Here is a 12,555-nt window from a genome sequence, read left to right as displayed (position 1 = left end):
CGACCAGGCCGTCGAGTCGACCCCGGCAGTTGAGTCGACCCCGGCAGTTGAGTCGACCCGGCCGGGCGGAATCGCCTAGCCGGCCGGGTCGACCGGCGGCGTGCCGTGGGTGTGGAACGACTCGATCGTCTTCAGGCCCCACGCCTGGCCCTTCGCGCGCTCGGCCTCCGTCCAGGTGATCGTCTTCCAGTCGGGCGCGAGGATGAGCCGGGCGCACGGGTTGCACAGCTCGACGCGGTTGCCGCCCGGCTCGTAGACGTAGAGGAAGAACGTCTGCTGGATCGCGTGCTTGTGCGGCCCGGTCTCGATGAAGACGCCGTTGTCGAGGAAGATGTCGGCCGCGCGGAGGATGTCCTCGCGGGTGTCGGTGGCGAACGCGATGTGGTGCAGGCGGCCGTTGGTGCGCGTCCAGTCCCGCGTGTAGACGAGGTCGTAGGACTTGTTGGTGAAGGTCAGCCACCGCGCGCCGATGACGCCGTCGTCCAGCCGGATCTGCTCGGTGGGGTGCGCGCCGAGCACCTCCCGCACGAAGTCGGTGCTGGGCTCGACGTCGGCGGCCAGGAAGTTGACGTGGTCCAGGCGGCGGACGCACACGCCCATCGCCGGGTACGCCTGCGCCTGGTTCTTCAGGGACGGCGCCAGTTCGGGCGGCGGCTCGTACCACTGCGACTCCCAGTAGATCTCCAGCTCGTGCCCGTCGGGGTCGCGGAAGACGTAGGTCGGGCCGAGGCCGGGGTCGCCGTCCCGCCAGCCGATGCCGAGCCCCGCGTCCTCGATCGCCCGGACGCGCCGGTCGAGCGCCTCCGCGGAGGACGCGCGCAGCCCGGTCCGCCGGATGCCGGACGTGGTGTGCGCGGTGAGCTTGAGGGTGTGGTGCTCGTAGTCGTCCCAGGTCCGCAGGTAGACCGAGTCTCCCTCGGTGCCGGCCTCGGTGAGGCCCATGACCCGGGTGAAGAACCACAGGCTCTTCTCGGGCTCGGGCGTGAGCAGCTCGACGTGCGCGACGTGGGCGATCTCGTGCTTGGGGCTCATGGGGATCTCCGGGGGAAGGCGGTGCCGTCGAACAGTTTGCGCGCGGTCCGGACGACGGCGGCGCGCCGGACGGCCGTGCCGTCGAGCTCGACCGCCACGTCCAGCCGGCCGGTCGGGTGCTCGATGCTCATCGGGGCGCCGGGCGGCGGGAACGCGGCGAGGTCGCGGCCGACGGCGCCGTCGAGCAGCAGCGCGGTGGCGACGGTGACGGCGCCGAGGACGCCGATCGAGGCGTGCAGGCGCAGCGGGATGAACGTGCGGGTGCAGATCATCCCCCCGTCGCGGGGCGGCGCGACGAGGGTCGTCTTCGGCACGGACGCGCTCGCGACGTCGCCGAGGCCCATCAGCTCGCCCGCCGCGAGCCGCAGCGCCTGGATCCGGTCCCGCAGGTGGGACAGGTCGCTCTCGTAGCCGGTGACGCCGAGGTCGGACGCGGCGGCGACCACGACCGGCATCCCGTTGTCGACGCAGGTGACCTCAATGCCGTCGACCACGTCGCGGACGCGCCCGGTCGGCAGCAGCGCCCCGCACGACGAGCCCGCCGTCCCGGCGAAGCCGAGGTCGATCCGCGCCGCCGTGCCGGGCACGCCGGAGATCGCCGTGCCGCCGGCGTAGTCGACCGCGCCGCCCGGCGTCGGGAACGTCGCGGTGGCGACGCCGCCGCTGTTGACCATCCGGATCCGGACGCTCGTCCGGTCGCCGCCGGCCGGCACGAGGCCCCGCTCGACGGCGAACGGGCCGACGCCGGCGAGCAGGTTCCCGCAGTTCTGCCGGTCGGAGACCGTCGGCTCCTCGACGCCGAGCTGCAGGAACAGGTAGTCGACGTCGGCGTCCGGCCCGGCGGACGGGGACACGACCGCGACCTTGCTGGTGAGCGGGTGCGCGCCGCCGATGCCGTCCATCTGCCGGGGGTCGGGGGTGCCCATGATCCGCAGCAGCAGGCCGTCGCGCTCGGCCGGGTCGGACGGCAGGTCCCCGGCGAGGAAGTAGGCGCCCTTGGACGTGCCGCCCCGCATCATCATGCAGCGGACGCCGTTCACGCCTCCCCGCCCCCTGCGTAATCGGCCCCGGCGTAGTCGGCCCCGGCGTAGTCGGCCCCGGCGTAGTCGGCATGATCGACGTACCGGATGCCCATCCCGGCGAGCCGGTCCCGCAGGCCGTACCGGTCGAGGCCGAGTTCGCCGCGCTGGAAGGCGGCGCGGGTCGCGGCCTCCTTCTCCTCGCGGGCCCGCGCGGCCCGCACCGTCTCGGCGGCCGACTCCCGCGCGACGCGGACGACCCCGTCGTCGTCGGCGAGCACCACGTCGCCCGGCCGGATGACCTGCCCGCCGATGGTGACCGGCACGTTCACCGCGCCGGGCGTGGCCTTCACCGTGCCCTGCGCGCTGACGGCCGCCGACCAGACCGGGAAGCCCATCGCGTGCAGTTCCGCGACGTCGCGCACGCCCGCGTCGATGACGAGCCCGCGCACGCCCCGGTACTGGAGCGCGGTCGCGAACAGCTCGCCGAACATCCCGTCGGTGGACGGCGAGGTCGTGGCGACCACCAGCACGTCGCCGGGGCGGCACTGCTCGACCGCGACATGGATCATCAGGTTGTCGCCGGGCCACGACAGGACGGTGACGGCCGTCCCGGCGATGCGCGCCCCGAGGTGCACCGGCCGGATCGACGGGCCGAGGTAGCCGGTGCGCCCCATGGCCTCGTGGACGGTCGCGACGCCGTACCCGGCGAGGGCGTCGACCGCGTCCGCGTCAGCGCGCGGGGGGTTCGTGACGACGACGGTCCTCATGCCAGCTCCGTGGTGGTCTGCGGGTACAGCCGGACGTACGCCTCGGCGCGGGTGTCGTGCGGCAGCCCGAGGTTCGGGCCCGCGTTGCGCTTCAGCTGGACGCCGCGCCGCTTGGCGAGGTCGGTGTAGTACTCCCACATGTGGACCTGCGCGGGCAGGCACTCCATCGCCTTGCGCTTCTTGTCGAAGACGGCGGTGATGTCGAGCAGCACGTCCGGCTTGAAGTCGCACTGCTCCGGCTGGTGCGGCTCGAAGAAGAACACCGGCGGGGCCCCGAGCGGCTCGCCCGGCGCGTCGTAGCCGATCGCCTGCGCGAGCACGCGCGCCTGCAGCGCCATCCGCGCCGCCGCCGGGTGGTCGCCGTTGTAGGGGTCGGCGAGGGTGTGGGTCAGGACGACGGCCGGTTCGACGTCCCGGTAGACGCGGACGAGGCGGTCGACCAGTTCCCGCGACTCCACGAGCGGGTAGTCGCCGGCGTCCAGGAACTCGATCTCGGCGCCCAGCTCCGCCGCGGCGGCCTCGGCCTCGTCCCGCCGCAGCTTCTTGATCTCCTCCAGCCGCTTGCCCTCGCGCCAGGCGCGCGCGGACTCGCCGCGCTCGCCGTAGCTGAGGCACACCACCTTGGCCCGGTCGCCGCGCTCGGCGGCGAGCGCGATCGCGCCGGCGGCGCGCCAGACGAAGTCGCCCGCGTGGGCGCTGATGACGAGCAGGGGACGGGGAGAGGGGGAAGAACTCATGGGCCGTACTCTGCAACTTGTCACCCAAATTGTCAACAATTCTGCGGACAAGCTAGCCCGGCGCTCGCAGGCCGTCCAGCAGCAGGCGGCTCAGCCGCAGGAGCTCCTTCTGCGGATCCCACAGGCCGGGAGCGTCCGTGCCCGGTCCGAGGTGCGGTTCCTCCAGCCGGCGCTGGATCCGCTCGGCCGCGGCGAGCGCGTCCTCCCCCGGCGTTTCGGGCAGCTCGCGGACGATCCCGGCGAGGGCGCGCAGCAGGTCCGCGTAGGCGTGCCGGAACTCCGGGCCGAGCGCGGGCTCCGCCGTGCCGCCGCCGTCGCCGTCGCCGCCGCCGTCCCCGTCCCCGTCCCCGTCGAGCTGGCGCAGCGTCCCGGAGATCGAGCGGGCGTAGGCGGCCGTCTGGTCGAGTACGTTCAGCTCGCGCGGCGCCGGCCACCGGTCGCGGTGCCCCTGCCAGCGCAGCGGGTAGCCGCGCAGCTTCGCCCGCGGGTTGGCGCGCAGGCTCTCCCCGCCCTGCTCCAGCGAGTACCGCGCCTCCTCCTGGACCCGGGCCAGCCACGCCTCGCGCTCGTCGTAGCGCGCCCGGCCGCCCTCGTCCTCGGCGACCTCGCCCGCGAGGGCGTCGAGCGCGCCGGCGAGCGCGTCCCGCGCCTCCCGCACGGCGTACTCGGCGCGGCGCAGGTACAGCGGCGGGAACAGCGTCGCGTTCACGAGCAGGCCGACCGCCAGCCCGAGCGCGACGTCGCCCAGCCTCGGCAGCGTGTAGCCGACGACCTCGTGGCCGCCGAGCAGCAGGGCGAACAGCGCGGTGAACGCGACCTGGGACGCCTGGTCGCCGAGCCGCCGCCACCCCGAGGCCATCATCGCCAGGACGAGCACGACCGCGATGCCGGGCGTGGTGGGGCCGAGCAGCAGCCCGACTGGTATCGCGAGCGCGGCGCCGATCACGAACCCGGCGGCGTACGCCACGCTCTCCCGGACGGACCGGACGACCGACGGGTACACCCCGAGCAGCGCGGCCAGCGGCGCGAAGTACGGCTGCGCGTGCCCGACCGCGTACTTGGCGATCAGCCACGCGATGACGGCCGCGACGACCGCCTTGGCCGTGAGCTTGGCGCGCTCCGTCCAGTAGCGGCGCCCCGCGAAGGGCAGCAGGCGGCTGCGGAGTCCTTGCGTCGGCACCGCATGCCGGTTCCCCGCGTCCCGGCGCCCAACCATGGGACCGCCGCGCGGCCCGCCGGGATGTGGGTGGCGGCGGGGCGCGCGGCGGTCGGTCTCAGTGCGGGCCCGGGGGCGGGCCCGCCGTGGGGGTCAGCCCTTGGCCGGGTTGAGGGAGGCGATGGCCTCGGAGGTGAGCTTGGCGGCCCGCTCCCGCTGCGGGAAGCGGCCGACGTCGATGCGGGCGACCTCCCTGGCGGTGCGGTAGTCGATGACGGAGATCTGGTCGTCCTCGGCGAGCGACACGAAGCAGTCGTTGCCGTTGGGGCTCGTCTGCGTCCAGTACGGCAGCGCGTCGGTGGCGTAGTGGACGGTCCCGTCGGTGGTCAGACCGGGGCGGGAGACGATGGAGACGTAGTCGTCGATGGTCCCGGCCACGCACAGCTTGGACTCGTCGGCGTTCATCGCCATGCCGTGGTGCGCGGAGTTCTGCGGGTAGTCGTCCGGGCTCATCTTGGCGGCCTTGTCGCTGAACGGCATGTTCACCGTCCGGACGGTCTTGCCGGCGGCCAGGTCGTACTCGATGAACCCGTTGAGGTACGACAGCTGCGCGTACATCGTCTTGTTGTCGCGGGTGAACACCGCCGGGCGGATGCCGTACTCGAAGGTGTAGGTGCGCAGCTGCTTGAACGTCTTCGCGTCCACCGCCGTCACGGCCCTGGACCCCTTGAGCCCGTTCAGCAGTTTCGGCAGCGAGGTGATGCCGATGCTGGAGTTGTAGAGGACCGTCCCGTCGGGTGAGTAGTCGTTCGCGTGCGGGTAGGTGCCGGTGGCGAAGCTCGTCAGGAGCTTCCCGGTGGCGGTGTCGATGACCTCGGCCTTGCTCGCGGTCGTGGCCGAGACGATGAACTGCTTTCCGTCCGCCGACAGCGCCGCGTGGTCGGCCTTGAAGCCCTCGGTCCTGTGCCGCCACAGCATCTTCTTCGTGGCGATGTCGAACGCGACGGCGTCCGACAGCGCGCCGCGCGAGATGTAGAGGGTCGTGCCGTCCGGGGAGACGGCCATGTCGTCGACGAGCTTGCGGTAGCCCTGCGCGGCGTTGACGGCCTCGTAGCCGATCCGCTCGACGATGTTCATCGAGTCCAGGCGCTCCTGGAGGTCCGGGACGACGTCGATGGAGCCGAGGTTCCGGTAGGTGGCGGTGTCGATGAAGCTCACCGTGCCGCCCTGGCCGTTGCCGACGGCCATCACGTCGCGCAGCGCCGGCGCCTCGGCCGGCCGGGCCTGCGCGGGCGGCGCGCCGGCCATCGCGGTCGCCGCCAGCACGGCGCAGCCGAGCAGTGCGGTTCGTCTTCGGAGACGTGGGGAAGGCATCGCGTCCTCCAGCGGGGGGGTGAGGGTCTCCGGTCTGAAAACGATCGTGTTCCGACTGGGTTACTGGACAGTAATGCAGGGTGATGTGCGACACAAGACCCAAAATGATGGAAAATGCGGTGCGAGTGACGGGGAGCCCGGGGAGGGGCGGGGAGGAGCGGGGAGGAGCGAGGTGGCGGGCAGGCGCGCGAGTCCGACCGGCCGCTACGGCGGCAGGTCGGCGGCCGAGCGGCGCGCCGAGCGGCGCCGCCGGTTCCTGGACGCCGGGCTGGAGATGTTCGGCCGCGGCCCCGGCTACCGCGGCACCACGGTCGCCGCGCTGAGCGAGGCCGCCGGGCTGTCCACCCGCCAGTTCTACGAGGAGTTCCGCACCCTGGAGGACCTGCTCGCCGACCTGCACCTGGAGGTCAACGACACCGCGGAGCGCGCGGTCGTCGCCGCGCTGCCGTCCGTCGAGGGACTCGGTCTCGCCGAGCGCACGGCCCGGCTCTTCCGCGCCTACGCCGCCGCCATCACCGCCGACCGGGCCCTCATCCGGATCGCCTTCGTCGAGATCGTCGGGGTCAGCCCCCGGCTGGACCGGCAGCGCCTCACCCGCCGCGCCCGCTGGGTCGACTTCCTCTGCGCGGAGGCGGCGGCCGCCGCCGCGCGCGGCGAGATCCCCGACCGCGACTACCGGATCGCCGCGACCGCCTTCATCGGCAGCATCAACGGCCTCCTGCACGACTGGAGCGCCGGGTGGGTCGAGGCCACCCTCGACGAGGTCATCGACGAGCTGGTGCTCATCCTCCTCGGCCGGCTGCACGCCCCCGACCAGGGCTGAGGCGCTCCGGCTCCAGCGGGTCGGAGGGGCGTGGGGCAGGGGGCAGGGGGCAGGGGGGCAGGGGCAGGGCGTCAGGGCATGGTCCGCGTCGCGGGGACGTCGCGGACGTTCGGGGTGATGAAGGCCAGCCGGGCGCCGGTCGGGTCGGTGATGATCGAGAAGCGGCCCAGCTCGATGTCGCTCGGCGGCAGCCTGACGCGCCCGCCCAGCTCGACGGCCTTGGCGGCGGTCTCGTCGCAGTCGGCCACCCAGTAGTAGGGGATCCAGTGCGGCGGGCAGTCGGCCGGCCAGCGGTCGTCCATCTGCACCATGCCCGCCACGGACCAGTCGCCGATCTTCCAGTCGGTGTAGCCGGCGGTGTAGTAGGCGCGATCCACGGGCTTCCATCCGAAGACCTCGCCGTAGAAGCGGCGGGCCTGCCGGACGTCGCGGGACGCCAGCTCCACCCAGCACATCGCGGACGGCTCGTCCTGCACCCCGGCGCCCTGCAGGTGGTACGGGTACCAGAAGGCGAAGTCGGCGCCCTCCGGGTCGGAGCAGAGCGCCATCCGCCCGAGGTCGGCGATGTCGGTCGGCTCCACCATGACCTGGCCGCCCGCGGACAGCACGGCCTCGACCGACGCCTCGACGTCGTCGGTGCGGAAGTAGCACGTCCACGACGAGGGCAGGGTGTCGTCGGCGAGGACCTGCATCCCGCAGACCTCCGGCCCCTGGAGGTCGCCCAGGGTGAAGATCTCGTACTCGCCGATCTCGACGGTCAGCGTGTAGGAGTACCAGTCGAACAGCTCGCAGTAGAACCGCTTCGAGGTCTCCTGGTCGGGGCTGGCCAGCTCCGCCCAGGTCGGGAAGCCCGGCTCGTAGGAGGTCACCTCGGGCATCGCCGGACCCTCACAGCTCGCATGCCACCACCGTAGGGAGCCCCGCGCAATCTGCGCTGACCGGAAACGCCAAGACCGCTCAAAGCGGTCTCAGGCGCTCACCACCGTCTGAAGGAGGCCCCACACGAAATGCGCGACGTACCGGTCGCCGTCCGGCAGCGTGATGGTCGCGTGCCAGCGGCTCGGCGCGTCGCCGTCCTGGTGGGCCACCGCGCCGAACCGGGCGTCGACGTCGCCCACCACGCACGACCACGGGACGAGGTCGTCGACGCCGGCGAGCCGCGGCACGGGGGCGGCGTCGTCCCGGACGAGCCACTCGTGCACGACCGAGCCGTCCGGCGCCATCATGATCTCGAAGCGGAGCTCCGGCCACAGCGGCAGCGGCGGCCACCACGCGGTCGCGCAGGCGACGTCGCCGACGCGCCGCTCCGCGGTGCCCGCGGGCGGGCCCAGGACGGCCTCGTGGCGGCGCCGGCCGCGCGGGAACGTCCGGGACCGCAGTACGCGCTGCCATCGGGCGTTGGCCTCGCGCATCTCGGTGCGGGACGCGCCGAGCGCGCGCACCGCGTCCTCGACCATGCCGGGCTGGTAGTCGGCCATGCGGCGGAGCAGGACGAGCTGGAACTCCCGCCGGGCGAATCCCTTCATCGCCCGCCACGCTACCCTCCCCCGCCCCGGGCGGCCTCCGGGGTCAGCGCGCCGGACGGTCGGTGACCGGCTCCTCCAGATCGCGCTCGGACGGCCGGGGCGGCTCGGGACCGTCCGGGCCGCGGCGCACGACGTACTCGACGCGGGCCACCCGGAAGCGGTGGCCGCGCACACTGATCTCGGTGCGCCGCGTGCCGTCGCGCAGCAGTATCGCTGCCGCCCGGTAGGCGGCGACGTCATCGGGGCTCGGGCCGTCCAGCAGCGGCACGACGTGGTCGAAGTACGCGGCGAGGTGCTCGCGCACGGCGGCCGGGCTGTGCAGGAACGGCCCGTGCAGGAACGGGCCCTGCGGGGCCGGGGCATGCGGGGCCGGGGCATGCGGGGCGGGACCGTGCGGAGCGGGGCGCGGCCCTCCGTCCGGTTCGGCGACGGTGAAGCGGGCCGGCAGCCGGACGGGCCGGGGGTGGGTGGCGAGCGCGCGGCGGGCGTCCCAGGCCAGCTCGGGCGGGACCGCCGGGCCCGCCGGAACCCACGCGTCGCCGGGCGGGGCGGCGGGCACCGGCGGCGTGGCCTCGGGGAGCAGGCCGTGGTCGAACCGGCCGGCGTCGCGGCGGGTGCGCGGCTCGGGGAGCGCGTCGGGATCGCCGGGGCGGGGCGGCTCCGGGCCGTCCGGGCCGCACCGGCAGAACCGGTCGGCGCGCACCACCCGGAACAGCCGCCCGGCGACGGTCAGCTCGTCCGGCCGGTCGCGGTCGAGCCGGTCCGCGCCGCGCCGGTACGCCGCGCGGACCGCCGCGGGCACGCCGGGGTCGCCGGCGAGGCGGCGGAACCACCAGCCGAGGGAGTCGCGGGCCTCCTGCGGGGTCGCCCGCTCCATGCCGGACATCATCCAGCCGGCGGGCACCCGCTCCATCACCCCGAACGTCGCGCCGCACCAGCGCACCGCGGGATACGCCAGCCGGGCGCGCACCTCGCCGAGCCGCTCCGCACCGCTCGCCGGCGGCGCGAGCGGGAGATCGGCGGCGAGGGCCGCTCCATCACTGCCCCTCATGCCCCCATGGTCACAGGAAGGGGAGCTCACCGCTCGTGTTTCGGCGATTCCGGTCGGTCAGGCATTACGGCCTGGCCGTTACCGGCCGGAGCGCGGCCGCCGGGGCGCCGCTCAGGACTTGCGGGCGCCGATCGCGGCGGCGATGCCCGGCCAGCTCTTGACCAGCTCGCGCTTCCAGTACTTCCAGTTGTGCATGCCGGGGCCGTAGAGGTTCGCGGTGACCGGGACGCCCGCGCTCTTCGCCGCGGCGACGAAGTTCTCGTTCATCGTCCCGGCGAGCTGCTCGCCGATCCGCCCCGCGTCGTGCGGCGGCGTGTTCGGGTTGTCCAGCGGGCCGGGCCGGCCGTCGCCACAGGAGACGTAGACGCCGATGCCCTTCAGCTTGGCCACGTTGACGGTCGCGTCGTGCGCCCGCCAGTTCGCCCGCGCGATGACGGGGTCGCCCCAGATGGACGTGCCCGCCTCGCGGTTCATGGAGGTGAGGATGACCGGCATGCCCGGCGCGGTGATGTTGAGAGCGCCGCTGTACGCCGCGGCGTACTTGAACATCCCGGTGTGCCGCTCGGCGTAGGTGATGGCGCCCTGCCCGCCGGACGACAGGCCGATCGCGGCGCGCGTCGTCCCGGCGCGGAAGTTGCGCTCCATCAGCGGGATGACCTCCTGGATGTGGAAGGTCTCCCACTCGGGGATGCCGCCCTTGCCGCCGTTCCACCAGTTGGTGTACGAGCCGTTCCAGCCGCCCTCCGGCATCACGACCATCGCGTCGTACGGGCCGGCGACCTCTTCGATGTTGGAGTCCCTCGTCCAGGACAGGTACGTGTTGTTGCCGCCGTGGTAGGCGTACACCGTCGGCCACGTCCTACTGGCGGTGCGCTTCCAGCCCTTGGGGACCATCACGCGGGTCTTGACGGCCGCGCCGAGCGCGGGCGAGGCGATGGTGACGTCGAACTGCCGCGCGTTCACCTTCTTCACCTCGGTGATCGCGGCGCCGTCCGGGGCCTTGGCGTACTTGCTGGCCCCGGCGCCGGACGGCAGTTTCGGCTTCTCGCCGTGGCTGCGGCGGTCGGTGTCGGGGTCGCCGGCCGAGGGCCTGCCGCCGCCCGTCTTGAACGGGTTGCTGTTCAGCGGGACGCTCGGCAGCTTGGCCGCCTTCGGCGACTTGCTCGGCGACGCGCCCACGACGGGGGCCTGCTGCGTCGGCGGCCCGAACGAGGGGATCGGCCGGGAGTCGCCCGACGCCTCCGACTTCCCGGTCGGGACGCCGATGCCGGCCTGCGCGAGGCCGACCATGACGGTGGGCAGCAGCACGGCGGCGGCCGCCGTGCCCGCGATGGCGATCTTCCGGTCGGTACGCTTCTTCATGGACTCCCCAGCCGCTCAGGCCCCCCGGGCCCGACGCTCTGCTCGTCCGCAAGAAACTACTGTCCCCGGAGTCACAGCCGCAAGTATTGGCAGTAAATGCAATAAAGGCGAGACAGGGCGCGCGGCCGCCGCTCGCATCGCGTGGCGTGACCGGGGTCACTCCCCCGTTCCGGGCCGGATGGACTGGGCGTGCCGGAACACCTCGCCCGGGTCCCAGAACCGCTTGGCCTCCTGGAGTTCCGGGTAGGCGTCCTTGTAGTAGAGCGTCTCCCACGACTGCCCCGACGCGTTCCAGCGGTGGTCGCCGAGATCGGCGTCCGGATACCCGATGTAGCAGCCGTCGGTGCGCTCGCCGTCCGCCACGGGCACGCCGCCGGTCTCCTCGAACGTCGCCCCGTAGGCGTCGCGTATCCAGGCGATGTGGGTGTCCTCGCGGGGGTCCCGCTCGGCCCAGTAGACCTGGAATTGCAGTTTCAGAATGGAGTCGCGCTGCCGCACCGCCGTGCGGTGCAGCGGACGGTTGACGGCACCGCCGTAAGAGTCGACCTGGATGACCGCCCGCGGGTTCAGATAGCCGGGATACTCCCCGTGGCCGAGATAGCGCCACATCGCCGCGATCTGCCGTTCGCTGAACGGTTTCCGCAGATAGGCGGACTTGTGTTTGCCGCACCGATTCCCGCCGGCGGGGTCGAGCGCGCGGGTGGCGGTCAGCCACGGCATCGCCCGCGGGACGTCCAGGTGGACGAAGTGCTCGCCCATCTCCGACCGCATCTTCGTCGCGGACGGCCGTACCCGCCCGCCGAGGTGCGCGATGAAGTCGGCCATCGCCCGCGGCCCGTCCGGGTCGTCCGCGTCCACCTGGGCGAGCAGCCCGATCTGCCCGTTGGCGAGATGGTTGAGCTTGAGTACCGCGAACAGCTTCCCGGCCGCCGCCGACGGGTCCTGATGGTCGCGGAAGTACTCCCCGAACGCCGTCACCAGCGCACCGAAGTCGTCCTCGGCGATGTCCACCCAGTCCCACGCCAGCGCGGCGAGCAGCACCCGCTCGGGCGGCTGCGGCAGCCCCCGGAACCAGAACCGGGTGGCCACGCCGAAGTTCCCACCGCCGCCTCCGGTGTGCGCCCACCACAGCTGCCGCAACCCCGGGTCCGGATCGTCGCGCCGCCCCACCACCAGCCTGACGTTCTTGTCCGCGTCCACGACCGCCACCTCGACCGCGTACAGGTAGTCGACGGTCAGCCCGTGCTGCCGCGACAGCACCCCGAACCCACCCGCCGGAATGTGGCCGCCCAGCCCCACGGAGAAGCACGTGCCACCCGGCAGCACCTTCCCGGTGACCGGATACAACCGCTCGTAGACGTGCCCGTTGTTCGCCCCGGCCTCGACGCAGTACGCCTTCATCGCGTCGTCGTAGGACACCGCGCACATGGGGCTCACGTCCAGGATCACCCGCACGTCCGTCCCGCACACGAAATCCTCGTAGCAGTGCCCGCCGCTGCGCACCGCGATCCGCGCCTGCCCCGGGTCGTCCGGCGCCTCCCGCACCGCGTCGGCCAGCGCCGCCCGCGCCTCCTCCGGCGTCCGCACCAGCCGCACGTACTCGGGCGCCGCGACCCACCGCTGGTTGAACCCCCGGCACAGCGCCGGATACCTCTTGTCCCCGGGCCGCACGACCGTGGTGGGCAGCGTCGACAACTCACTCATG

General features: G+C 73.3%; 12 protein-coding genes. 1 reads left to right on the top strand and 11 read right to left on the bottom strand.

Translation table 11 applies throughout. The annotated features are described in order from the left end of the window. Nucleotides 1–75: 75 nt before the first annotated feature. The 6 genes from CHF16_RS13280 to CHF16_RS13255 all read right to left on the bottom strand — a co-directional run bounded on the left by CHF16_RS13280 (nucleotide 76) and on the right by CHF16_RS13255 (nucleotide 6,088). Nucleotides 76–1,032, bottom strand: coding sequence for a catechol 2,3-dioxygenase (locus CHF16_RS13280; RefSeq protein WP_089326295.1), 957 nt, complete (start codon nucleotides 1,030–1,032; stop codon nucleotides 76–78). Continuing rightward, nucleotides 1,029–2,072: a 4-oxalomesaconate tautomerase gene (locus tag CHF16_RS13275; protein WP_218826652.1), complete on the bottom strand. Its 1,044-nt coding sequence runs from the start codon at nucleotides 2,070–2,072 to the stop codon at nucleotides 1,029–1,031. Before CHF16_RS13275 ends, CHF16_RS13280 begins: the two co-directional genes overlap by 4 nt. Further along, a complete protein-coding gene (locus CHF16_RS13270) occupies nucleotides 2,069–2,821 on the bottom strand; it encodes a 4-carboxy-4-hydroxy-2-oxoadipate aldolase/oxaloacetate decarboxylase (protein WP_089326294.1) in 753 nt (250 codons plus the stop codon). Before CHF16_RS13270 ends, CHF16_RS13275 begins: the two co-directional genes overlap by 4 nt. Next, complete coding sequence (locus CHF16_RS13265) at nucleotides 2,818–3,558, bottom strand: PIG-L deacetylase family protein (RefSeq protein WP_089326293.1); 741 nt, start codon at nucleotides 3,556–3,558, stop codon at nucleotides 2,818–2,820. Before CHF16_RS13265 ends, CHF16_RS13270 begins: the two co-directional genes overlap by 4 nt. Nucleotides 3,559–3,610: 52 nt before the next feature. Continuing rightward, on the bottom strand, nucleotides 3,611–4,738 hold the full coding sequence (locus CHF16_RS13260; protein ID WP_179271514.1) for an FUSC family protein: 1,128 nt from the start codon (nucleotides 4,736–4,738) through the stop codon (nucleotides 3,611–3,613). Nucleotides 4,739–4,867: 129 nt separating this feature from the next. Continuing rightward, complete coding sequence (locus tag CHF16_RS13255) at nucleotides 4,868–6,088, bottom strand: YncE family protein (RefSeq protein WP_089326291.1); 1,221 nt, start codon at nucleotides 6,086–6,088, stop codon at nucleotides 4,868–4,870. Between the two features lie 172 nt (nucleotides 6,089–6,260). Between CHF16_RS13255 and CHF16_RS13250 the strand changes: the two genes are divergently transcribed. Next, nucleotides 6,261–6,911, top strand: a complete 651-nt coding sequence (locus CHF16_RS13250) for a TetR/AcrR family transcriptional regulator (RefSeq protein ID WP_089326290.1) — start codon at nucleotides 6,261–6,263, stop codon at nucleotides 6,909–6,911. 71 nt (nucleotides 6,912–6,982) lie between these two features. On the opposite strand, the gene CHF16_RS13245 is transcribed toward CHF16_RS13250, so the two are convergent. The 5 genes from CHF16_RS13245 to CHF16_RS13225 form a co-directional block, all read right to left on the bottom strand. Beyond that, nucleotides 6,983–7,789, bottom strand: coding sequence for a VOC family protein (locus CHF16_RS13245; protein WP_089326289.1), 807 nt, complete (start codon nucleotides 7,787–7,789; stop codon nucleotides 6,983–6,985). A 90-nt stretch (nucleotides 7,790–7,879) separates the two neighbouring features. Then, nucleotides 7,880–8,437: a hypothetical protein gene (locus CHF16_RS13240; protein ID WP_089326288.1), complete on the bottom strand. Its 558-nt coding sequence runs from the start codon at nucleotides 8,435–8,437 to the stop codon at nucleotides 7,880–7,882. A 43-nt stretch (nucleotides 8,438–8,480) separates the two neighbouring features. After that, nucleotides 8,481–9,488: a DUF5954 family protein gene (locus CHF16_RS13235; protein WP_089326287.1), complete on the bottom strand. Its 1,008-nt coding sequence runs from the start codon at nucleotides 9,486–9,488 to the stop codon at nucleotides 8,481–8,483. A gap of 111 nt (nucleotides 9,489–9,599) precedes the next feature. Continuing rightward, nucleotides 9,600–10,850: an alpha/beta hydrolase gene (locus tag CHF16_RS13230; protein WP_245868446.1), complete on the bottom strand. Its 1,251-nt coding sequence runs from the start codon at nucleotides 10,848–10,850 to the stop codon at nucleotides 9,600–9,602. A 156-nt stretch (nucleotides 10,851–11,006) separates the two neighbouring features. Beyond that, complete coding sequence (locus CHF16_RS13225) at nucleotides 11,007–12,554, bottom strand: FAD-binding oxidoreductase (protein ID WP_089326286.1); 1,548 nt, start codon at nucleotides 12,552–12,554, stop codon at nucleotides 11,007–11,009. Between the last annotated feature and the right edge of the window lies 1 nt (nucleotide 12,555).

Source organism: Actinomadura meyerae, assembly GCF_900188445.1.
In the GTDB taxonomy this organism is placed as follows: Bacteria; Actinomycetota; Actinomycetes; order Streptosporangiales; family Streptosporangiaceae; genus Spirillospora; species Spirillospora meyerae.
Note: the sequence above shows the minus strand (reverse complement) of the source record. Positions and strands in the feature narration are given on the sequence as shown.